Below are 24,384 nucleotides of genomic sequence, written 5' to 3'. Positions count from 1 at the left end.
ATTCAGATGGAGGAACACAGGAGACAACTGGATATCCGCTCCGTACCTTTTAGCAGATACGGCTCTTATTTGGCATTTTCCTATCCCCAGGATGGCACGAAGGAATTTGACGGCCACATTGCGGTGCGGGTACTTTACGGCGCGTTTTCCCAACAGGAGACTTATCCCATCATTTCGGTTAATGATGATGGGAAACAGGAAGAGACGATAGCAGTTTCCATGTCGCCCTGGGAACTGGATGTAACGTCTGAAACAGGGGAATACTCCATATGCTTTGGGGATGAGGAAGGGTTTCTCTTGAAATCAAACAGCTCGGTCCTGATTACAAAGACTAAAGCGGGTTCCTATGACAGAGTGATGGGACACATGGATGGAAGCTTTGAAATAGCAGGAGATGATATGGCCCTCCACGTGACCCTGCGAAAAGGAAAGGCAAAGGATCAATTAGCATGTCCGGACAATGGCTTTGGAAGCAGCAGGACGGAGCTTCTTCTAAGCCCGGAGGAGGGAGAGCTGTTGGCCGTGATCACCCTTACCGGATTAAGTCCGCAGAAAAAAGAGTACGGGAGTTATGCGCTGTGCCGTCAGACGGTAAAAGAGGAATATCTGGAGTTTGAGAAAGGGATCATGAACGGTTTAAAGGGGACAGATCCTGCTTTTGAAAAAGCCGGAAGGGAAGCAGCTTATGTTTTGTGGCATTCCGTACTCCAGCCTTCCGGTTATATCAAAAGACCGGTAATGGTCATGACAAAAAACTGGATGAATCTGGTATGGAGCTGGGATTATGCCTTTAACGGCCTTGCCCTGGTCTCGTCCCAGCCGGAGCTGGCATACGGCCAGTTTTTAGCCATGGCGGACCAACAGGATGAGTATGGCACATACCCTGATGCTTACCAGGCAAGGACGATTATCCGCTCCTTTGTAAAGCCGCCGGTCCAGGGATTTATTCTAAAGAATATGTTTCAGATCCATGATCCGGGCAGGGAAGTAAAGGAGAGGCTGTACCATTCCGTAGCCTCCTTTACCGATTGGTGGATGACCTACCGGGTGGAGGAAAACGGCATCCCCACCTACCAGCATGGCAATGATTCCGGCTGGGACAATGCCACCGTTTTCCGTCTGGGCTTGCCGGTCCAGTCGCCGGATTTATCGGCCTGGCTTGTATTGCAGATGGAGTTTCTGGAGCATACGGCAAGGCAGCTTGGTTGGCAGCAAGAGGCTGAAGCGTGGAAGGTAAAGGGGGGGAATCTTCTCTCTAAGCTGTTGGCCTATTTTGTGAGAGAGGGCCGGTTTGAAGCGGTAAAGATCCCTGAGATGGAAGTGGTCACTTCCGATTCCCTGCTTTTATATCTTCCCCTGATTCTTGGGGAACGCCTTCCGGAGAAGCTTCGGGATAATCTGATTTCAGGACTTTTAGAGAAAGGCCATCTGGCCGGTCCCTGGGGGTTTGCATCAGAGCCTTTGGATAGTATGCTGTTTGAAGAAGACGGATACTGGCGGGGAGCGGTCTGGCCAGCCGCTGTCATGATTATGGTGGATGCCTTAAAACAGTGCGGCAGACAGAAAGAGGCACGTTTTTATGCAGAACGTTTCTGCAGACTTTGTGCTGATAAAGGATTTTATGAAAATTACAGTGCACTGGACGGGCGGGGCCTGAGGGATCATGGCTTTACCTGGACAGCCAGTGTGTTTCTTATTCTGCTGCGTGATTATGTATTGGATTAGAAAGGAGAAGACTATGAGAATTTGGTGGAAGGAATCTGTAGTATATCAAATTTACCCCAGAAGCTTTTGCGACAGCAATGGGGATGGGATCGGCGATATAGGGGGGATCATAAGCAAGCTGGACTATTTAAAGGAACTGGGAATCGATGTGGTCTGGCTGTCTCCCGTGTACGATTCGCCAAACGATGACAATGGCTATGATATCCGTGATTACCGTGACATCATGAAGGAATTTGGTACCATGGAGGACTTTGACAGACTTTTAGAAGAGATGCATAAACGGGGAATCAAACTGGTTATGGATCTTGTGGTAAACCACACCTCAGATGAGCATCCATGGTTTTTAGAAAGCAGAAAATCAAAGGATAATCCTTACCGGGATTATTACATATGGAGAGATGGAAAAGACGGAAAAGAACCCAATAACTGGGGATCCTGCTTTTCCGGACCTGCATGGAAATATGATAAGGAAACTGACCAGTACTTCCTTCATCTTTTTTCCGAAAAACAACCTGACTTAAACTGGGATAACGGGAAAGTCCGGACAGAGGTTTACGATATGATGAAATGGTGGCTGGATAAGGGCATTGACGGATTCCGCATGGATGTGATCAGCCTGATTTCCAAGCGGGAGGGGCTTCCCGACGGTCCGGCCATGATCAATGGATATGCCAGCTTTAATGTTTCTGCCAACGGACCAAATGTTCACGAATATTTAAAGGAAATGAACCGGGAGGTTTTATCCGGCTACGATATCATGACAGTAGGAGAGTGCTCCGGCGTGACTCTTGAGGAAGCGGCCGGGTACGCATCCTCTGATGGAAGTGAACTTAACATGGTATTCCAGTTTGAGCATATGGATGTGGATGGGGATCCTGACAACAAATGGACGGATAAGAAGCTGCATCTTCCGGATCTTAAAGCCATTATGACAAAATGGCAGAAAGGGCTTGAGGGAATTGCCTGGAACAGCCTGTTCTGGGATAATCATGACCAGCCAAGAGTTGTTTCCCGTTTTGGAAGCGACTGTGAGGAATACCGGGAACGCTCAGCGAAGATGCTTGCCACCTGCCTCCATATGATGCAGGGAACTCCTTATGTGTATCAGGGAGAGGAACTGGGAATGACCAATGTCCCCTTTGAAACCATCCATGATTTTCGGGATCTGGATAGCATAAATGCCTTCTATGAGCTGACAGAAAAAGGAATTTTCACCCAAGAGGAAATGATGAAGTTTTTAAGGTATAAGAGCCGGGACAATGCGAGGACCCCTATGCAGTGGGATACAAGTGTGAATGCCGGATTTTCAGAAGCCACCCCGTGGATCATGGTAAATCCCAATTATGAAAGCATCAATGCCAAAGAACAGGTGGAACGAAAGACTTCTGTATTTCATTATTATAAACAATTGATCGCTCTGCGCCATGAATATGAGATCATCGTTTATGGCAGTTACGAGCTGCTGCTTCCCGATGATCCGGATATCTATGCCTACGTGAGGACCTTGGGAGACAGGAAGCTGCTGGTCGTATGCAGCTTCAGCGGACGGACGCTAAATTACAGCATTCCAGAGGAATTTGAATCAGGAACCGTTTTGATCAGCAATTATGATACAACGGAGAGAATAAGCGGAGAACTGAAACCTTATGAAGGGTTTGTGATTTATCAATAGTTTAACCTCATCAAGTAGGGTTGCAGATCGCGAATATCCAATTGACTATAAATAAAAAGGCTTTTGCAAAATAGTTCTGCGTGAGACTATTCTGCAAAAGCCTTAAAACTGCACAAAAAATCCCATTCAGTGGGTTATTCCGAATGGGATAAAAGTCTGTTCTATGAATTAAGCCATTGTGTTTACAGCTTTTGAGATTCTGGATACTTTTCTGGAAGCGGTATTCTTATGATATACGCCCTTAGTAGTAGCCTTATCGATCTCTGAGATAGCGTTTACTAAAATTGCCTGTGCAGCAGCCTTGTCACCGGCAACGATAGCAGCCTCTACCTTCTTGATAGATGTTTTCACTTTGGATCTGATCGCTTTATTTCTTGCAGCCTTTGTTTCGTTTACTAAAATTCTCTTTTTTGCAGATTTAATGTTAGCCAATCGGTACACCTCCAATAATATGATATATGATTATTCTTTGTTTTGCATCAAAGCCTGGACACGGACAGTTCAATGTAAACATACCTTTGTATTCTAACGAATTTCGACGCAGATGTCAATACATAATTCCCGTATTTTTGCAGAAAATACCTTAGAAATGCTGGAAAGCCATACAGGCATGCCTTTATGCCCAAAAAGCATGAGTAATAAAGAGGAAAGGTGGTAAAAATGGAAAACACATTTACAGTGCGTACAGACCTTGCAGTAGAAGAAAGAGAGAGTTTCCCGGGTGATGGCGGTGAGATATCAGGTGTGTCTCTGCGTGAGTGGCATCGATCAGACAGTCACATAAAGATGACTGAGGTAAAAATTCTTGACGAAAAAGGCTCAAAGGCCATGGGAAAACCCATTGGGACCTATATTACCCTGGAGGCCGATGAGCTTTCCATGAAAGACGAAGATTATCACAGAGAAGTATCGGAGGAGCTGGCAAACCAGATCGAACGCCTCCTTGCAGGAAAGGATTACCGGAAACCCAATTTTCATGTTTTGGTGGCAGGGCTTGGCAATTCATCCGTAACGCCGGACTCCCTTGGCCCCAGAGTTTTAAATAATCTCCAGGTAACAAGGCATCTGAAGATCCAGTACGGAGATGATTTCTGGAAGGGAAGAACCATGCCAATTATCAGCGGTATCGTTCCGGGAGTCATGGCTCAGACAGGAATGGAAAGTGCCGAGATTTTAAAAGGAATTATTAAAGAAACTGAGCCGGATCTCATCATTGCCATTGATGCGCTGGCAGCCAGAAGCGTAAAGCGGCTTGGAACTACCATTCAGCTTACGAATACGGGAATCCACCCAGGTTCTGGAGTGGGCAATCACAGACACAGCCTTACGTTGGAAAGCCTTGGCGTGCCGGTCATGGCCATTGGAGTGCCCACCGTTGTAGGGGCGGCGGCTATTGTCCATGATACGGTTTCCGCCATGATTGGCGCTCTTTCAGAAAGCATGGAAACAAAGGGAATGGGAGATTTCATCGGTAAACTGAACTCGGATGAGCAGTATGATCTTATCCGGGAATTGCTGGAACCGGAATTCGGACCAATGTATGTAACACCTCCGGATATTGATGAAACGGTAAAGGAACTTAGCTTTACCATCTCGGAAGGAATTCATCTGGCATTTTTGGGACAGGAAGATTCGTAGTAAATGGCAGGCATTCTGCATAGGATATTATGAATAATCTATGCAGGAAGGCGGTTATGAGGCGAAGAAACAAGGGTATTAACTGGTATATAAGAAAAATGATGATCATCATAAGCCTGGTTCTGGCCGTTCTTCTCAGCATAAAAGAAGTTTCAGAAGTGAGAAAAAAGGCGGATCCACATAAAGTGGAAAATTGGGCGAAAGAAGGGGCCGGCTTTGGGATTTCCTATATCTGGAGGCTGCAGTATCCGGCCGCAACATGGGATGAGAGTGATCAAAACAGTATTCTGTCCGGAACCCATGAAAAATCCATGATAAATGTTCTCTGTGATATTCTTTTCAGTCAGTCACCGCTTTACCGGTATGGCGGCAGTGGCAAAACGGAAACGAATCATGGAGAAATGGACCCGGCCTATGAAGGATATTTAGAAAGTGGAAAGTTTTATGAGGAACATAGTTTCCTTTTATATGACGGCGGAGAGGAAAGCGGAGAAGACGGAAGCATCAATGCCGGAACCCATAAGACACAGCCGGCAGAGCAGCCGCCGGCTGGTGGGGATACGACAGCCAATCAGGTACCGGAACAAAATCAAACAGCAGAGACTGATCAGGCGGCAAAAGCTGATAAAGAAAGTACACTTACTGCGGATAAGGACCCTGCCATGACCTGTGCGTCCAGCACTTTATGGCCGATCGCAGGGGCCGTATACCGCAAGGAACAACTGGCTGACTATGACTTCCTCATCCAGCATTTTTACAGTATCCATACCTCCACAACGGCCGGCAGGGATTTAATGAAGGCGGATGAGTTCCTTTCTAAGGATTTTACCCTGGAGGGTGGAAACGACAAACCACAGATCCTCATTTACCATACCCATTCCCAGGAGGAATTTTCGGACCACGGGCCGAATAATCCCAATGCGACCGTGGTGGGAATCGGAAACTATCTTACAGAGCTTTTGACCAAAAAGGGCTACAATGTGCTTCATGATACTTCGGTTTACGATTTGCAAAACGGAAAGCTTGATAGAAACAAAGCATATACTTATGCCCTGGATGGCATTACAGAAATCCTCCAGAAGAACCCTTCGATAGAGGTGATACTGGATGTTCACCGGGATGGGGTAAATGAGAATCTGCATATGGTGAACCAGGTCAACGGGAAACCCACTGCACCCATTATGTTTTTTAATGGGGTCAGCCAGACACCAAAAGGGCCTATTGAGTATCTTCCCAATCCTTATCGAACGCAGAATCTTGCTTTCAGCTTACAGATGCAGCTTGACGCTGCAGCCTATTTTCCAAATCTGACCCGGAAAATATACTTAAAAGGACTTCGGTATAACCTGCACTTGAGAGCCAGGTCAGCCCTGATTGAAGTAGGTGCCCAAACCAATACATACCAGGAAGCGTTAAACGCCATGGAACCTCTGTCAGAAATTTTGGATATGGTGTTGCAAGGTAATTAAATAATTGTATATATAAATACATTAAAGCAGGGAACCCGCTTAGATGCCAGGTATTCTCTGCTTTATTATGAAATAAAAAAAATTGATACGACAATTTTTCTGCTGCCCCACTTATTTAGTAACCTTTTTTCTGTATAGTTTATTAAAGATATAGCAGAATATAGGTATCCATCAATTTGTTGCCAGGAAAGTATTTGCAGATTGAAATGGGATATGTTACCATAATGGCATGAAACAATCGTGTCACTGCAAGGGTGTTGGCCTTCCATTATTACATAGATGGGAGGTGGTGCGGATGAAGTACGAATCTAAAGACCTTATGGCTTTTGGTACATTCATTTTAGCATTGCTTACCTTTATTTTTTATAATTGTAAGTAGCGTTTTTCTATAAAGTCCCAGAAATGGGCATAGAAAAACCACCCTTGTAAACTTTGGCGAGTGAAAAGGGTGGAGTTTCTATTCTGAGTATTTGGCCAACCCCTTGTATTGGGGCGGTTGTTTCTTTAATATTATTCTAATACATAGTTACTGTATTTGCAAGTGAAAGTGATGTCATTTTAGTAACACTATGATACTACTATTTTTGCCAAGGATAGCAAACCAAGCTATCATCCTTGCTATTTCAACGGAATTACAAGGAAATTCAACGCTTTCACAGTGGACAATCGGTAATTTTAATGGTATATTTTTAAAGATATCATAGTAATCTGGCGGATTGTGCCCTTAGGGATGGGCCTGGCCGGAAAACACCAGAAACATCAGAAAAGAGGAATTAACTATATGGCAGCTGCCCAGCAGAATAAGATACGCAACTTTTGTATTATCGCTCATATTGATCATGGAAAGTCAACCCTTGCAGACAGGATCATAGAGAAGACAGGTTTGCTCACCAGCAGGGAAATGCAATCCCAGGTGCTTGATAATATGGATTTGGAACGGGAGCGGGGAATTACCATTAAAGCCCAGGCAGTCCGGACCGTTTACAAGGCCGGGAATGGCGAAGAATACATTTTTAACATGATTGACACTCCAGGTCACGTGGACTTTAACTATGAGGTTTCCCGAAGCCTTGCAGCCTGTGACGGAGCCATCCTGGTTGTGGATGCTTCCCAGGGAATCGAGGCGCAGACACTGGCGAATGTCTATATGGCACTGGATCACAATCTTGACGTATTTCCGGTATTAAATAAAATCGATCTTCCAAGCGCGGAACCGGAGCGTGTGATGATGGAGATCGAAGATGTCATCGGGATTGAAGCCCATGATGCTCCCAGAATTTCTGCAAAAACAGGGCAAAATGTAGAAGCAGTCCTGGATGCAATTGTTGAAAAGATCCCGGCTCCAAAGGGAGACCCTGAAGCTCCCCTCCAGGCCCTGATTTTCGACTCTCTTTATGATTCCTATAAAGGCGTCATCGTTTTCTTCCGTATTAAGGAGGGAACGGTAAAAAAAGGCGACAGGGTGCGCATGATGGCTACCGGAGCAATAGAAGAGGTGGTGGAGGTCGGCTATTTCGGCGCAGGCCAGTTCCTTCCGTGCGAGTCGCTAAGCGCCGGTATGGTAGGGTATCTGACAGCCAGCATAAAGAATGTAAAAGAAACCGCTGTGGGTGATACCATTACCAATGCGGACCGGCCTTGTAAGGAACCTCTTTCAGGCTATAAGAAAGTAACTTCCATGGTTTACTGCGGCCTGTATCCTGCGGATGGAGCCCGTTATAATGATCTGCGGGACGCTTTGGAAAAGCTTCAGCTTAATGATGCTTCCCTGTTCTTTGAGCCGGAGACTTCTCTTGCCCTTGGCTTTGGTTTCCGATGCGGATTTTTAGGTCTCCTTCATCTTGAGGTCATTCAAGAGCGCCTGGAACGGGAATATAATCTGGATCTGGTAACAACGGCACCCGGCGTTGTTTATCATGTTTATAAAAAGAACGGTGAGAAGTTGGAGCTGACTAACCCTTCCAACCTGCCTGATCCAACGGAAATTGAATATATGGAAGAACCAATTGTCAGCGCTGAGATCATGGTGACCACGGAATTTGTAGGCGCCATCATGACCCTGTGCCAGGAAAGGCGGGGCGTGTATCTGGGCATGGAATACATGGAAGCTACCAGGGCACTTTTAAGATATGAGCTTCCTTTAAACGAGATCATTTACGATTTCTTTGATGCCTTAAAATCCCGCTCCAAGGGTTATGCGTCTTTTGATTATGAATTAAAGGGCTACCAGAGGTCAGAACTTGTGAAGCTGGACATTCTGGTAAACAAGGAAGAAGTGGATGCCCTTTCCTTTATCGTCCATGCGTTATCTGCCTATGACAGGGGACGGAGAATGTGCGAGAAGCTTAAGGATGAGATCCCCAGACAGCTTTTTGAGATCCCCATCCAGGCGGCTATCGGCGGCAAGATCATTGCCCGCGAGACAGTAAAAGCCATGAGAAAGGACGTTTTGGCCAAATGTTATGGCGGCGATATTTCCCGTAAGAAGAAACTTCTTGAAAAGCAGAAGGAAGGTAAAAAACGTATGCGCCAGGTCGGTAATGTAGAGATACCGCAAAAGGCATTTATGAGCGTACTGAAATTAGATGATGAATAAAAAGAATCTTGAGATTTATGTGCATATCCCGTTCTGCGCGCGTAAATGCGCTTACTGCGATTTCCTTTCTTTTCCCGGTAACCAGCAGACGCAGCGGGAATATACAGAAAAGTTAATAGAAGAGATCAAATGCCAGAGTGCCAAAGTCAAAGAATACCAGGTGATCAGTGTATTCATAGGGGGAGGCACTCCTTCTATATTAAGTATAGGAGACATGGCTGCAGTACTTCATGCTCTCAGAGAAGCGTTTGAGATTCTTCCTGGTACAGAGATCACGATGGAGGTAAACCCTGGTACGGTAACGGCCGAGGCCCTTTCCTGTTACAGAGAAGCAGGGGTAAACCGGATCAGTATGGGGCTTCAGTCTGCAGACGACAAAGAGCTGCGCTATTTAGGTAGAATTCATACTTACGATGAATTCCTGAAAAGCTATCAAAGAGTCCGTATGGCCGGATTTGACAACGTAAATGTGGATTTGATTTCAGCAATTCCAGGGCAGACATTGGAATCGTGGAAGAATACCTTAAAAAAGGTGACAATGCTGAAGCCGGAGCATATATCTGCATATAGTCTGATCGTGGAAAAGGGGACACCTTATTTTGAGCGGTATGGAGAGCACGGAAACATGGAAAAATGCCATAGTCTTATGTCCCTGCCGGATTTGCCGGATGAGGATACAGAGCGCGAAATGTATTACCTGACCCAGGAATTTCTAAACGAACAAGGATATGAAAGGTATGAAATATCCAATTATACCAAAAACGGATACGAATGCAGGCATAACATCGGTTATTGGACAGGAGTTGAGTATCTGGGCTTAGGTCTGGGGGCCGCCTCTTATTTGAATGGATGCCGTTTTCACAATACTCCTGCACTCGATGAGTATTGCAGCGCCCGTCTGGACCAGGATGAAGCATTTCAGAGAGTATTGAGGCAGGAGTTTGAGCAGCTGACCATAGAGGAAAAGATGGAAGAATACATGTTTCTGGGGCTGCGTCTCATGAAAGGTGTCTCGGCCCACGGGTTTGTCAGCAACTTTGGCCACAACATCCGGAGCGTTTACGGTATGGTGCTGGATGCAATGGAAGAGGAAGGGCTTATGGAGTATAAAGATGGCTATTATCGTCTGACTTCCAGAGGGATCGACATCAGTAATTATGTTATGAGCCGGTTTTTAAAATAAGCATAATCCGTAAGCTAAAATGGAAAATGGTAAATTTTAACATTATTTGATACAATTAACCTTATATTAATTACATGATACAACTAGTTTGATTTACGTTTAAGTAGAATAATAGAGAAGATAAGAAGAGAAATTTTGGGTTTTATGTCTGACATTATTATACGATAACAAGAATCATTTAGTTCGAAGAAGCTTCGTTAAAAAAATGACAGCACGGAAAGTTGATAGTTTTTCTTTTCAATGCCAGACAGAAATCTTCTTGTTTATTCTCAAGAGGATTTCTGTTTTTTTATTTTAACTTTCCGCGAATGTAGAATATTTTATCCCTGAATTGGGAACGATTCGTATTTGAATATATGGTACTGCATAATAGGAGGACAATATGAATAAAGCCTGTAAGTGTAAAGCGAGAATCGTTACAGATACGCTGATCGATGAATATTGTGCGTGGTTGCACGGTTGTGAAAAAAGCAAAGAAACAATTCGGAGTTACCGATATAATCTAAGCTTATTCATGCGCTATCTCGATGGAAGATCTGCTAATAAAGAAATTGTGATTATGTGGAAGGGTGTTATGCGCGAAAAAATGGCTCCTGTGACAGTTAATGGGGCTCTTGCTGCGCTTAATGGTTTTTTTAATTATTGCAATTGGGAGGATTGTAAAGTGAAATTTCTTAAAATCAGCCGCAATACTTTTTGTTCAGAAAACAAGGAGCTGTCAAAGGATGAGTATAGGAGATTGGTAAAAACTGCTTTGGAAAAAGGTAAATTAAGATTGGCTTTATTGCTGCAGACGATCTGTTCAACCGGAATCAGGGTATCGGAGTTACCTTATATTACGGTAGAAGCCGCAGTCAAAGGACGGGCGGAAGTGGATTGTAAGGGGAAAGTGAGAACTGTGTTCCTTACAAGACAGTTATCTCAGATGTTAATATTGTATGCACAAAAAAGGCATATAGAAAGCGGTATGATTTTTATAACAAGGAATGGAGCTGCATTGGACAGAAGTAATATCTGGAGAGAAATGAAAGCATTGGGCGTAGAAGCGGGCGTTGTACAGGAAAAAATTTATCCCCATAATTTACGACATTTATTTGCCAGATCTTACTATGATTCAGAGAAGGATTTGTCCAGACTTGCTGATATATTGGGACATAGCAGCGTAAATACGACACGTATTTATACGATAGAAAGTGGCTATAACCATATAAGGCAGCTGGAAAGTCTGAAATTGCTGGTTGAAATTGACGACAGAATTCCTCTTTTGTTGTAAAAGCATTCTAGTATCTTAAAATATTCTACTACATAAAGGAAATAAAATCCACTATTTTTCTTCAAAATCTCCCTTTTTTGAAATTCAGGTACAACAAATAAGCTGGTTTGCATAATTTTTGTAAAACCGGCCTTTTAAAGTGTTTTTATTTAGGTAAGAAAAACCGGAGCGTTATATCAAACCCGGTTTTTCTTTTTTTTAAACAACAAAAGAGGAATTCTGTTGTATTTTGCAAAAAGGTATACATGTTGAGTGCCAATTTTCCCTATGACGGGAATAACTCCATGAATTGTAGCTTAAGAGAAAGGAAGGTAATGATGAGGAATGAAAAAGAGATTATGTGTGCTAATGATCTTTGCACTTTCGGTGGGCTTTTTAACGTCATCTTTTCATGAAGATGTCTATGCTGCCGAAGGCTGGAAGATTGAGAATGGCGAATGGTCATACCTTGGCTCGGATGATCAGCCGATGACAAATGTTTGGAAAAAATCTAAGGACAGTTGGTATTACTTATCATCGGAAGGAACGATTCTTAAGAATTGTATGTTCCATCTGGGAAACACCGGTTATTTCGTGGATGAAGATGGAAAGATGGTTCAAAACACCTGGATCTGGATTGATGAATCCAAAGACCCGGAAGGCAATTTTGAAGAAGGCTGGTACTATTTCGGAACTGATGGCAAGGCGTATCAAAGAAAGGGCAACAGTTTCAAAAAGAAGATTAATGGAAATACCTATCTGTTTAATGAAGATGGACTTATGTTAACCGGTTGGTTTGATGATAATGGAAATTCCATCAATGATTCGGATGATCCGTTTGTAGAAGGGGTCTACTATTCCGGAGAAGATGGGGTTCTGTTTACAGAAAAATGGCTGGATTATGGTGAAATCGGATATGGGACCGGTGGTTCTGAACTGCTTAGCAACATGACCGACCGCTATTATTCGGATTATGAAAAAATGTGGATCTACTTTGATGAAAGCTCCAAAAAGGTTAGCAGCAAAGGAGAGAATTTAAAGCAGAAGAATATCGACGGGAATGCCTATGGATTTGATGAAAATGGAATTATGAATCCATGGTGGGGTAAAGTGGCAACCATCAGCAATGCGGATAAAAGTAATCCTACCAGCTCCACATCTGCGAGATTTTATTCCGCATATGATGGAGGCAAGCTTCTGAAAAACATGTGGTTCTGGATGTACCCGTCAGAAAATCTGGATGAAACGGATTATTTTGATCAGGAATGCAGCTGGTGGCACACGGATGAAAAAGGAGAAGTCTACCGGAACCGGATCCGTAACATCAGCGGAAAAAATTATGCCTTTGACGGTATCGGAAGGATGAAGACGGGCTTTGTATTGTTTGACGGAAAATCGGAGTTTGTGGCCCAGTACGATGTGGACGACTGGAGTTCAGAGGATTTTATAGATGGCTCATTGTATGGAATTGAAAAATCCGATCTGTATCTGTTTGCGCCGGACGAATTAAATGACGGCTCCATGCAGATTGGAAAGGAGATCAAGGTAGAGCTGGAGGATGGGGTCTTTACATTTGGATTTTCCGGAAACGGAAAGGCATATGGGAACCGGAACCAGCTTCAGAAAAAAGACAGCAAATACTACATCAACGGTCTTAGGCTGGAGGCAGATGAAGAATATGGCTATGGTGTGGTAGAGGTTCGGAAGAACGATGAGACGTATTACCAGGTGGTAGATATTAACGGAAAGATTATAAAAGGTGATAAAAAGGCAGTAAAGGATAAAGAGGGAGGATATCTCCTTATTATAAACGACAGATTTGCAGCTTGGGTGGGAGATGATGAAAAGCCCAGATGGAGATCCGCAGCTGATGGAATCGGTTTCTATCATTATGATAAAGACAACAAAGAGAATCCATATGAAGGAGGTCTGATTGCAGGTTATGATACAGAGCCTTCCACAGATGAACTGCCTCCGGAGGAAAGGCTTAATTTCTAATCAGAGGAGATAACGGATATGACTATAAAAAGTAAAAAAGCAGGAATATCAAAAAGATGGTATCAATTATGGAAACGCTTTTTTGCGATGGTTCTGTCGGTTTGTATCATAGGGGGCCAGTTATTGCCGGGAATGAGTATGATGGCATATGCCTCGTCGGAACTGACAGATGAAAACCTTGGGGACGGAGCCAGTGAAGCAACTGCTTACAAATGGATCAATGCCCAGGGAGCAAACGAAGGGAGCTATGGAGGTTCGACTTACCGGTTTGATCTATGTGGTTTAAATGCAGGGCAGACCGGTTACTCCACCAGTGGGATCCAGACAACCTGGTCCTGGCGCGGATACGCGACCTGGCTGGGAATGGCTCAGAATGAGAGTTCACCCAGTGCGCCTACGGTAGGAAACAGCAATACCAATTACATTTATAAGGCCAATGGCCCAACAAATGGCGCGGTTGAATATATCAGCAATATGGGAGTTGAACTAAAAATCGCTGTTTCTCCAAGTCCGGACAATAAATATGTTTTTGTTGATTATTATGTTTATGACAAAAACGGACAGGGAGGTCAGGGAGGAAGGACTTTTTATTTAGGAACCGGTGCGGATACCATGATCAATGGTGACGATGGGGCAACCTGCTATAAAACAGAACGTGGGTTCCATATGGTTAATAGAACTGATAAAACCGTGTTTGACTGCATCACGCGTGATGATAGCCTGGGGGTCACTGCGACGACCACAAGATGGCTTGGAACATACAGTTCTTATCAGGCAAATCTTTTTAAAGAATCCACTGCATCTGATACGACCGGTGTTAGTGACTCAGGAATCGCATATTCCTGGTCCTTTAAGCTTCATCCCTATGAAACAGTCCATAAAAGAGTTGCCTTTGCCATTCGCTCCACCTCCTATTATGTATCAGATTTATATGGGAGTGACAGCAGTTCGGCAGAAGGGACATACACCAGTCCATATAAAACCATTGAATATGCTTTAAATAAGATTGGAAATAAAAAGGGATACATCTATGTGATGGATTATCGGGATATAACGGCCCCAATAGCAATATCCGGGTCTTCTTCAAAGGATATTACGATAGCAAGTACAGATTTTGATCATGCAGGTAATCCGACAAATGAAAATTCGGATTATATTAAGACCTTAAAACGGGCAGATTCCTATACCGGCTCTGTTTTTAATGTCTCAAGCGGAACATTAAAATTTACAGACATCATCCTTGACGGAAATGGTGTGGAAACATCCTCTCCACTCATATCCGCAGCTACCGGAACGGTTGAGATCAATAGCGGAGCGGTTGTGAAAAATTGCAATGGAACCTCAACTGGATCGGGAAGCGCGGTTGAGATAACGGGATCAGCAAATCTGTCAATGAATTATGGAACGGTGAAGGATAACGTTTCTAATGGAAAGGGAACTGTTTACTTTGACAGTAACGGAAGCTTTTCTGTGAAAAATCTGGTAACCATACAGGATAATGTGAACTCCTCCGGAGAAAAAAACAATGCTTACCTTACGCAGGGAAAACGTATTACTGTAAATGGAGATCTGGATGCATCCCAGATCGGCGTGACTGCACAGCAGATACCGGATGCCTCGGTCGGAGATTCAACAGCCGCGGGACAGGAAGTTGTTATAGCTGTACCTTCGGCTGATTATTCCGGAAGCATTACTTCTTGCCCATTTGCAGACAACTTTTTTGCAGATAAAGACACAGGAAACGGAACGGGGATTTATACCGCGATTGGTTCTTCTGCTTTAAACAATTCAAAGAACACGGTTTTAAAGCGTAACGGATATACCGTAAGCTTTGCGTACCGGGATACTGCCACAGGAGGAACTGTGACCGGTGCACCTGATACTCCCAGCCTGTCCTTTGCATCGGGAGATGGGGTGGTGATTTCACCGCCAGCGGGCATAACCGGGTATGAGCTGACTGGTATCTCCATTGACCAGGGGACCGGCAGTACCTTAACTGCGGTGGAAACAGAAGGGACCGATTTTGGAAAGTTAACCGGAACCATGCCTGGACAGGATGTAGTAGTTACCTATGAATACACCCGCATCGATGCCTCCATTGCCTTTGTAGTCAACGGAGGGACGCCTCAGCCGCAGACACTGGTCGGAACGGCCGGGAACAGCGTAAACGCCCTGCTTCCCAGTGTAAGCAGGTACGGATACGTGTTTAAGGGCTGGAGTAAAGTGAACAGTCAGGGGAGTCCGGAATACATTACCTCTCTGCCGGCTGTGTATCCGGAAAGCCCGATTACTTACTATGCCGTATGGGAGTCGGATCCGGGAGTGAAGTTTGATTATACGGTGGATTACACCAATCAGAACGGCTCCATCGTGTTCCAATCGACGACCACATCAAATACCTATTCCGTAGAATCGGTGATCCAGTCCCAGAAAAAGAACATCCATGGATATTTGTGGAGTCTTTTGGATTCTCTGACCAGCCCCGCTGAATATAACTATGAAGGGCTGGTACCAGAGCCTATCGGAAACTTTAACGGATCGACCGGGGAATTTTTAGGAAGGATGCCGGGACAGGATGCGGCTGTGAAATACGCATACAAGGTAGACCGGAATAATCCGGCGGCCAGATCGGATCTGACGGTGCGCTATGTGACGGAGAACGGAACTGTGATCCATGCGCCGGGTGTGACGCCGTATTACCCGGAGGATGCCATAAGCGCAAGTCCGCTGGATATATACGGATACCAGTACTTATCAGGGAGCATAACAGTTGGAGATACTGCGGATGATACGGATGGGAATCTGGTCAGTGCAGCCCAGGGAAGCTTTGGAAGCAACGGCGGTTTTACGGGCACCATGCCGAACCAGCCGGTAGAAATTACATATGTATATGAAGCAACAGGGGAAGGTTATGCATTTGCCGTAAACTTCTTAGATAATGATACCAGCGACAGCGGATTAAGAAATATCATGAATCCAGAGATCCAGCATAAAACAGCGGATACAGAGGTCAGCGCGGAGTACCGTGATTTATACGGTTATAGCTATGCAAGTGCTGCGGCGGTACCGTCTTCCAGCGGAAGCTTTGATGGAAGTCGTAATTATACGGGGACTATGCCAAGTGATGACTTAACCGTCAACTACCGGTATGACCGTGTCCCGTCCCAGTGGGCCCGGATTACATACAAATCAGGCATCAATGGCGCCATCTCCCATGGTAGCGGAGTTTCTTCTGATGTACAGGAACAGGGGAGCGGAACCGGGGGCTATGAGGCGTCCATACTGAAAAACGACGGTTCTGCAGCAGGGCAGACCGATAGTTATACCTGGAGTGTGGTAAAGGAAAAACGCCTGGTTCCTCTGACGCAGGCGGACCAGTATTACCGGTTTGCCGGGTGGTTTATAGACCAGGATGGAAACGGGGCATTGAATGACGGAGAGCAGCTTCTGGCAGAAGATCACCGTTTTACCGGAGATGCCACTGTTACGGCACTGTTTGAAGAGGACCCGGAGAAATGGATCGACATCCAGTTCGCGGCAGGAGAACACGGTTCTCTGGCAGACGGAAGTATTACCTCCCTCCATATCCAGTATGACAGGACCTGGGGAGGCATCGCAGGCCAGATACCGGGCTATGTGCCGGAGATCAACTATCTGGTGGATAACTGGTATGACGGGGACTTGGAAGTGGAATCAAGCGATGTATTAAGGAATGGACATATCTATACCATACGTTTCTATCAGGATCCGGCCGTATTCGGAACGGATGTGGCAGCTCCTGATGCTTCCACCGGACTTAACGGGGAAGGAAAAGGAAAGATTACTGTTTACCATACCACAGCAGGCTACCAGTACATCATTACCGACCTGGAAGGAAACATCGTGGGAGTGCAGACAGGAAATATCGCAGGCCGGGTATATTTTGACGGACTTTATCCGGGAGCCAGATACCTTGTGTATGAAGCAGCAGGAAATGTGCATGCAATCGTGGGGAACCAGATCGGAGAAACAGCAGGAAACATCAGTGACCCGGTGGAGGTACTGACCCCGGTGGTGGAGACCAACTACCAGATCCTTTACGATGAGAACCACGAAGGAAAGACGGTGCTTGTAATCAAGCCTGCCGATAAGAAGTCGGATTATGCGGTCTTAAGTAAGGATGGAACGGTCATCGTTACCACAGAAACCGGAAGTGACGGCTGGCAGACCGTGACAGGAAGTCCGGGAAGCGTGACTTTTTCCGGGCTGAATTACAACGAAGAGCACATCGTGGTAGCCAGGCCAAAGGGAGAGACCGGAATCACGGCAGAAAGCCGGAAGCCGGACGGATCGGTGATCACTACAGATCCTGGCGGAGCATTGGAGATCCCCAACTACATCGTGGAGACTTTAGAAGGCCGGGTGGTAAGTGTTGATCAGGAAACGATTGATGCAGCCAGATATGAGGAAGCCCATAAGGGAGACCGTGTGGTAATTACAGCAGATGCGGTTAACGGAGCAGGAGAAACGTTTCTGTACTGGAAGATCACCATAGGATCGGTGCCAGGGCTTACCGGAAAGCTGTATGAGAGAGAGCTTGGCTTTGATATGCCGGATACCAATCTTGTGTTTACGGCTTATTATTCCCGTCCAACAGCCAGTCCGAGCAATGCAACGGTGGTTGATGAGGTCCGGGGAGGAAGCGAAAATGAGATCGCCCTTGATCCGGGAGAGATACCGGATCTGGAGGAAGCGCTGACGACCGATGCAGACCGGGTGCTGATGGATCAGAACCATGCAGATGTGACCTATAAGGTGGTATATACAAAGAATGCGGCAAAGGCCACGGAATCCAATGCAGTAAAGGCATCGCCTGAGTATGACAGCGACCACAGCCAAGCGTTTAAGGCGGCCTGGGGACTGAATGTAGACATTGAACGGTATGTCAATGGAAGAAAGACGGCCATGGCCACGCCATCGGATGCGGAGTTTACTACCTATATCCAGTTAGGCAAGGATGATGTGGACATGATGGACTACCAGCTGTACCGGATCTTTACGGACCCGATTGACGGGACGATCCAGGCGGAGCTTGTGGAAATGTCAGATGATCCGGAAGAGACCGGAGGACTGTTTACCTTTACGGCCCAGGCAGGAATGAGGTATGTGATGGTGTATTCCAAAGCATACCGGCTCTACTTCTTAAACCAGACAGCCCTTCCAAGGTACCAGTATTACTTCAAGGTAAGAAAGGGAGAAGCTCCCAGCGACTGGTATTACTCCTATGAGTATGGTCAGGTGGAAGAACCGGCAGATATTTTCGTTAGTGATGAAGGCGTAGAGTACAGCTATGTAGGCTGGAGTTATCGTGAGGACCGCTTAAGTGAGTTCGATCCGGACCGGGAGATCAGCCGGAAGACCTATGTTTATGCATACTACGAGAACAATCAGAAGGAAGTAAATGATGCCAGGAAAGAGCTGGAGGATGCCATAAAGAACGCGATTGATAAGAGCGATGACTATTTCCTGACATTAAAGGAGACAGAGAAGCTTAAGGAAGCAATCGAAGAGGCCCTGGAGGTACTGGACCGTACTTCTCCAAAGGCGACCCTTGATGAACTGCTTGAAGCGCTGGAAAAGCTTAAAGAAGTGACAAAGCCGTTAGATAAAGTACTGGATGACCGTTATGACCACTATGATGAGATCCAGAGCTCCGGAAGCAAGGGAGGAAGCAAAGGCGGAGGAGGAACCGGAAGCGGAATCAAGGCCAACCCCTATAACCCAAGCAGGAGCAAGAGCTACATCGTGGGCACCAATGGAAACTGGGAAGAGCTATCAGGAAAGGGAAGCCAGTGGGCCTTTGTGCTAAACGGAGGAATCCGTCTGACAGGAATGTGGGCGAAGCTGGATTATGCAAACGGAGACGTGAACAAAAACGGCTGGTATCATTTCAATGCCAGCGGAATCATGGATTACGGCTGGTTCCGGGATGAGAAGCTTGACTGGTATTACTGCAATACAGAATCAGATGGCTGGCTTGGAAAGATGAAGACAGGCTGGCATCATGATAAGGAAGACAACCGCTGGTATTATTTAGACTCTGAGACAGGAATGATGGCAAAGGGCTGGAGGAATATCGGAGGAAAGTGGTATTACTTTACAGAGCAGAACAGCATGGAAACCTATCGGTATGATGCGGCAACGGAGAAATGGATCTATAAGAGCAATGAAGAACGGCCACTGGGATCCATGTACATCAGTGAGATGACGCCTGATGGATATGCCGTTGGGGGAGATGGAGCCTGGCTGCAGTAAGGAGAAAACAATGAAAAACATAAAGAAATGGAAAGCACAGACTGCAATGATACTGGCAGCCGCCATGGTTATTACCATGGCGGCACCGCCCGCATTTGCAGCACCGCTGAGTTACGGCGATCCTTCTGTCATTCAATTTGATCCGCAGAAGGGGCCGAATCTGCAGCATTCCACATATGCGAATGTGCCAAGATATGCAAATAACATTTCCTATGCCACGGGACAGGCAGGATATGCCTTAAGTTCATCTGCGGATTTTGCTGGTATTGGGACAGAGGACAAAGGCTCCGGGCCAAGGCCCAAGCTTCCGGAATTTCAGGTTGTATGGCCGGGCTACACATTTGACGGTTGGTATAACAAAGATGGAAATAAGGTTCTCAATCTACCTTATGCTTTTCCCTATGAATCACCAGAAACCTATAAGGCGGTGTGGAATGGTAACAGCAGCAGCCAATTTGATTTCACAGTCATGCATTACCGTGATTTAAATTCGGCAAGAGACAGCATAACTGACGGTACCAGCCTATCGGCATGGCCGTCAGACAGCGATAGCCAGGTGATCCGGTTCTTTGATGACGGAACCTGGACGAATCCGGTGACTGCCAATACGCCGGTTTCAGCTACCTATAAAAGGAATATACCGGGGTATAAGCTTAAATCTGTGCTGATAAAAAATAATAAGATCAGAAGGTTTGATGATGCGAGCGGGGCTGGGACATTGGAAGAGGCTGCTTCTGTCAATACTTCCACCAACGCGATCCGGGGATACATGCCTAACGATGATCTTACGGTTGGCTACCGTTATGAACCGGATACCAGCAAGAAATTTACTCTGCGGATAGAATACGTAGATGGAAGCGGCGTTGCTATCAAGACACCAGATGCGTATGCTTACTCTGCAGAAACAGCCTTCTCTGTTGCACCTGCTGCCATAACGGCATATGAGCTTACCGGTGCAGAACTGAAGGCCGGATATGGAGATACAGATGATTTAGTAAACAGAGGAATCTATTCAGCGGCTTCGGCTGGCTGCAGCTTTGATTCAGATAAAAATTATGCTGGAAAGATGCCCAATCAAATGGTGGTAATCACCTATAAATATCAGATTGATCCGACCTATACGACCCATATTATCGTAAATACGGTGGATAATCATAACAACATTCTTGAACAACAGCAGAATTTGTCCGTATCCCCGGCGGACCCTGTAGAGCTGGATATAGAAAGAAAACCAGGATATTCTTATCCGCCGAATATCACGTGGAACGGTAATTTCTCCAACTACGTTCTGGATCAGTCAAGCGAAAAGCTGACCTTTAATACGGATATTATCGGAGGTTCTGTTACCATAACCTATAACGAGGATTTGACGGATCCTGCTTACTGGGCCCGCATTGATTTTTATAATGGCTCGAACGGAAATCTGTCGGGAGATTCCTCTCCCAAGTCTTACAGACTGGATACCTATACAATCGATGAATTGACTCAGGGCATCACCCCGTCACCGGCAACTCATTATTTATTTGACGGCTGGTATAAAGCAAATACAAACGGAACAGGAAAAACCGGAGCAAAACTTACTGGAGATGTAGAGATAACCGGGAACTTAAAGCTATATGCCAATTTTGAAGAGGACCCCAATGAGTGGTTTGATTTAAATTTTGTATCCGGAAGCCATGGAAGTATTGTTTCAGGAGGCACTTCGGCTCATGTAGCAAAGGGAACGATATGGACGGATCTGGCGCTTCCCTCACCTCAGCCAGATACCAATTATATGTTTGCAGGCTGGTATGATGAGAATGGAAACCAGGTACAAAATGATCTGCAGATTCTTTCCAATCACAGCTATACGGCCAGGTTCACGCCAATTGCAGGAGATGACGGGATTTTATGCATTCCGGATGCAGATGGTTCTGTATCAGCAGATGGAACCGGACAGATCAGAATCAATGGTGCGAACGAAGAGAGAAAGTATGCAGTTACGGCTGCAGACGGTATCGTCATATCCACCATGACAGGCTCTCAGTTGCAGAGCGGGAAATTTACAGGACTCAATCCCTGTACCTATTATTATGTGTATGAACTTTCATTGACTGCAGCACCTGTAGCAGGGGAACCGCTGACCAGTCATGTGGATGGTTCCCTGATAAGCCAGCCGGCAAGGGAAGGCATTGCCACTCTTGGTAACAACTATTCCATAGCAAATGATGGAAATGAGGGCAGGAAGAAAATCAGGATCAGTCCGACGGCGGCGGATACGCTGTATGCACTGCTTAATGGTGATGGAAATGCCGTTTCACAGGAAGGATCAGCAGACGGATGGTTAGAAGCCGCAGGTAATCCGGCTTTTGCAGAATTCCCAGGTCTGGAATCCGGCCGGGAATATACGGTAGTTGCAAAGCATTTGGGAGAAACAGAGTCTCCGTCTGAAAAGATATTGCTGGGGAATCCCATTTTCCTGGAAGAATCCTCTCAGGTGCAAAATCAGACCTATACTCTGTATATCACAAACGGAGGCTATGTAGCGGAGGTTACCAGAAATAACGTACCCTTGGAAATTGAAGAAGGAGCAACCCAGATTAATGTCCGGGAAGGGGATAAGATAAGGATTAAAGCCCCTGATATAGCCGGGTACAGTTTTAAGCGGTGGGATAGCCTGATTGGGTCTATGTCTCTTACTGCATCTCAGGCTGAGCAGCAGAATCCATGGGTCATCATGCCGGCCGGCAACGTAGTTCTTCAGGCACGGTATGAGTCCGTACCAGCCACGGCGACCTCATCCAATGCAACGGTAGATTATTCCCCTAAAAATGGAACGTTTGCTCTCAATATGCAAACGGATCTGTTGGAAGCATTAAAGCTCGACCTGATTGACAATTCTTCCGATCCGGCTTTGCTGACATCAACACCAGCGCATAAAGTGGAATATACGGTTAAATTTGACCGGAGAAGTGTGCCGACTGCTACGGAGTCCAATGCAGTAAGAGATGCTGCTGCAGTGGATAGTGAAGCATTAAAGATCCCCTGGGTTTTAGGCATATCATTGTCAAGAAAGGTGGATGGCATTAATAAAGCCCTGCCATCCGATGGGAATCACACACCTGATATTCAGGTTTATGGTACCCTGGATACCAGCCTTCTGGGGAATATGGACTACCAGTTGTGGAAGGTTGAAAATGCGGATAGCGATCCGGTTTGTACGGAGATTATACCTGTGGAACCTGATCTGAATGATCCGGGTGCCGGTTTTACCGGTACGTTCCTATTTGACGCAAATGTAGGAGACACGTTTATCTTAACTTATTCCAAATCATATAAGGTTACCGTTACCGATACGATAAGAGGTTCGGTGGCAAGTCTTAAAGCAAGAGCCGGAAGTATGTTAGAAGATGCAGACGGATATATGGATCTTGAATGCTTGGAAGATTACACGGATCCGGTTACCGGTATCGTATATGAATTTGCAGGATTTAAAAAACAGCCGTTGGACACCGCAGGTTTTTATGATATAACGACTCCGGTTAACAAAGATCTCCAACTGTACGCAGTGTATGAACAGGAGGATGATTCCTTGTGGCAGGAGGCAAAGAACCGGCTGGAGGATGAAATTAATACGGCGAATGCTTTGAAAAACAATGGTTCGGTAAGTGAAGAAGACAGAAATATATTGACCGATGCGATCCATGATGCGATTGTAGTGCGTGATACTCTGCCCCGTCCCACGATTGAGGAGCTGGATCAGGCTTATCAGACATTAAAAGATATTGTTGATGGAATTACAAATGGCAATGGCTCTGGAGGAGACAATGGTTCCGGAGGAGACAATGGTTCTGGAGGAGATAATGGTTCCGGAGGCGGAAGTGGTTCCGGAGGTGGAAGCGGATCTGGAGGCGGAAGTGGCTCCGGAGGTGGAAGCGGATCCGGAGGCGGAAGCAGTTCCGGAATGAGCAGTTCCAGCAGCAGCGTGGGACCGGGTGCTTACCGTTTTGGAAGTTATAAGACTTATACAAATGATGTTGACGGTCACTGGGAGAATTTTAATCCGGCAGCCAATGGCTGGTCCTTCATTTTAAGCAGCGGAACAAAATTAAATGACCAGTGGGCAAATATCAGATATTCCTATAATGGTACAACTCTGATCTATACATACCACTTTGACCAGGAAGGGGTAATGGACAGCGGATGGTTTTTAGATGAAGAAGGGAAATGGTATTTCTTATCCACTGTTCACGATGGTTGGTTCGGACGCCTTAAGACAGGCTGGCATCTTGATGATAAGGATGGAAGATGGTACTACTTAAATCTGTTTAACGGCGCGATGCTCACCGGCTGGCAGAAAATAGACGGCGTATGGTATTACCTGACACCGGAAAACAGCCAGCAGACATGGTATCTGGATAAAACAACCGGAAAATGGGCGTACGCTGGTCAGTCAGGACGTCCGCTTGGTTCCCTATACCGGGATGAAGTAACCCCGGATGGATATTATGTAGATGACAGCGGGAAATGGACACCTGAAACCCCATAGTTAAATTGAAATCATTCTTCATAGGAGGG

Annotated in this window: 11 protein-coding genes; 10 read left to right on the top strand and 1 reads right to left on the bottom strand. The window is 45.7% G+C overall.

What is annotated here, in order from left to right; genetic code table 11:
- The first annotated feature begins 6 nt into the window (after nt 1–6).
- The gene (locus tag BMW45_RS01730; RefSeq protein ID WP_092240278.1) at nt 7–1,725 is read left to right on the top strand and encodes an MGH1-like glycoside hydrolase domain-containing protein; all 1,719 of its coding nucleotides are present in this window, start codon (nt 7–9) and stop codon (nt 1,723–1,725) included.
- A gap of 13 nt (nt 1,726–1,738) precedes the next feature.
- Nucleotides 1,739–3,397 (top strand): glycoside hydrolase family 13 protein, encoded by a 1,659-nt coding sequence (locus BMW45_RS01725; RefSeq protein WP_092240277.1) that lies wholly within the window; start codon nt 1,739–1,741, stop codon nt 3,395–3,397.
- 168 nt (nt 3,398–3,565) lie between these two features.
- Here BMW45_RS01725 and rpsT read toward each other — a convergent pair whose 3' ends face one another.
- Nucleotides 3,566–3,829 carry a 30S ribosomal protein S20 gene (rpsT, locus tag BMW45_RS01720; protein WP_038280961.1) on the bottom strand — a complete coding sequence of 88 codons (264 nt, stop codon included), beginning with the start codon at nt 3,827–3,829 and terminating at the stop codon, nt 3,566–3,568.
- 228 nt (nt 3,830–4,057) lie between these two features.
- On the opposite strand from rpsT, the gene gpr reads away from it, so the two are divergent.
- The 8 genes from gpr to BMW45_RS01680 all read left to right on the top strand — a co-directional run bounded on the left by gpr (nt 4,058) and on the right by BMW45_RS01680 (nt 24,355).
- Entirely contained in the window at nt 4,058–5,035 is a 978-nt protein-coding gene (gene gpr, locus BMW45_RS01715; RefSeq protein ID WP_025231538.1) for a GPR endopeptidase, read from the top strand.
- 56 nt (nt 5,036–5,091) lie between these two features.
- Complete coding sequence (locus BMW45_RS01710; protein ID WP_092240276.1) at nt 5,092–6,504, top strand: stage II sporulation protein P; 1,413 nt, start codon at nt 5,092–5,094, stop codon at nt 6,502–6,504.
- Nucleotides 6,505–7,285: 781 nt separating this feature from the next.
- Nucleotides 7,286–9,100 (top strand): translation elongation factor 4, encoded by a 1,815-nt coding sequence (gene lepA / locus BMW45_RS01705; RefSeq protein WP_092246086.1) that lies wholly within the window; start codon nt 7,286–7,288, stop codon nt 9,098–9,100.
- Nucleotides 9,090–10,283: a radical SAM family heme chaperone HemW gene (gene hemW, locus BMW45_RS01700; protein ID WP_092240275.1), complete on the top strand. Its 1,194-nt coding sequence runs from the start codon at nt 9,090–9,092 to the stop codon at nt 10,281–10,283. Before lepA ends, hemW begins: the two co-directional genes overlap by 11 nt.
- A 382-nt stretch (nt 10,284–10,665) precedes the next feature.
- Nucleotides 10,666–11,556, top strand: coding sequence for a tyrosine-type recombinase/integrase (locus BMW45_RS01695; protein ID WP_092240274.1), 891 nt, complete (start codon nt 10,666–10,668; stop codon nt 11,554–11,556).
- Between the two features lie 324 nt (nt 11,557–11,880).
- Nucleotides 11,881–13,533: a cell surface protein gene (locus tag BMW45_RS01690; RefSeq protein WP_092240273.1), complete on the top strand. Its 1,653-nt coding sequence runs from the start codon at nt 11,881–11,883 to the stop codon at nt 13,531–13,533.
- Between the two features lie 18 nt (nt 13,534–13,551).
- Nucleotides 13,552–19,827 carry a hypothetical protein gene (locus tag BMW45_RS01685; protein ID WP_330390645.1) on the top strand — a complete coding sequence of 2,092 codons (6,276 nt, stop codon included), beginning with the start codon at nt 13,552–13,554 and terminating at the stop codon, nt 19,825–19,827.
- Between the two features lie 10 nt (nt 19,828–19,837).
- Nucleotides 19,838–24,355, top strand: a complete 4,518-nt coding sequence (locus BMW45_RS01680) for an InlB B-repeat-containing protein (RefSeq protein WP_092240272.1) — start codon at nt 19,838–19,840, stop codon at nt 24,353–24,355.
- Nucleotides 24,356–24,384: the final 29 nt, after the last annotated feature.

The organism is Lacrimispora sphenoides (assembly GCF_900105215.1).
GTDB classification, from domain to species: domain Bacteria; phylum Bacillota; class Clostridia; order Lachnospirales; family Lachnospiraceae; genus Lacrimispora; species Lacrimispora sphenoides_A.
Note: the sequence above shows the minus strand (reverse complement) of the source record. Positions and strands in the feature narration are given on the sequence as shown.

Bases quoted from the DNA above. Each gene is read 5' to 3' on its own strand.
- BMW45_RS01730 (WP_092240278.1), top strand. From the start codon at position 7: ATGGAGGAACACAGGAGACAACTGGATATCCGCTCCGTACCTTTTAGC.
- BMW45_RS01725 (WP_092240277.1), top strand. From the start codon at position 1,739: ATGAGAATTTGGTGGAAGGAATCTGTAGTATATCAAATTTACCCCAGA.
- gpr (WP_025231538.1), top strand. From the start codon at position 4,058: ATGGAAAACACATTTACAGTGCGTACAGACCTTGCAGTAGAAGAAAGA.
- BMW45_RS01710 (WP_092240276.1), top strand. From the start codon at position 5,092: ATGAGGCGAAGAAACAAGGGTATTAACTGGTATATAAGAAAAATGATG.
- lepA (WP_092246086.1), top strand. From the start codon at position 7,286: ATGGCAGCTGCCCAGCAGAATAAGATACGCAACTTTTGTATTATCGCT.
- hemW (WP_092240275.1), top strand. From the start codon at position 9,090: ATGATGAATAAAAAGAATCTTGAGATTTATGTGCATATCCCGTTCTGC.
- BMW45_RS01695 (WP_092240274.1), top strand. From the start codon at position 10,666: ATGAATAAAGCCTGTAAGTGTAAAGCGAGAATCGTTACAGATACGCTG.
- BMW45_RS01690 (WP_092240273.1), top strand. From the start codon at position 11,881: ATGAAAAAGAGATTATGTGTGCTAATGATCTTTGCACTTTCGGTGGGC.
- BMW45_RS01685 (WP_330390645.1), top strand. From the start codon at position 13,552: ATGACTATAAAAAGTAAAAAAGCAGGAATATCAAAAAGATGGTATCAA.
- BMW45_RS01680 (WP_092240272.1), top strand. From the start codon at position 19,838: ATGAAAAACATAAAGAAATGGAAAGCACAGACTGCAATGATACTGGCA.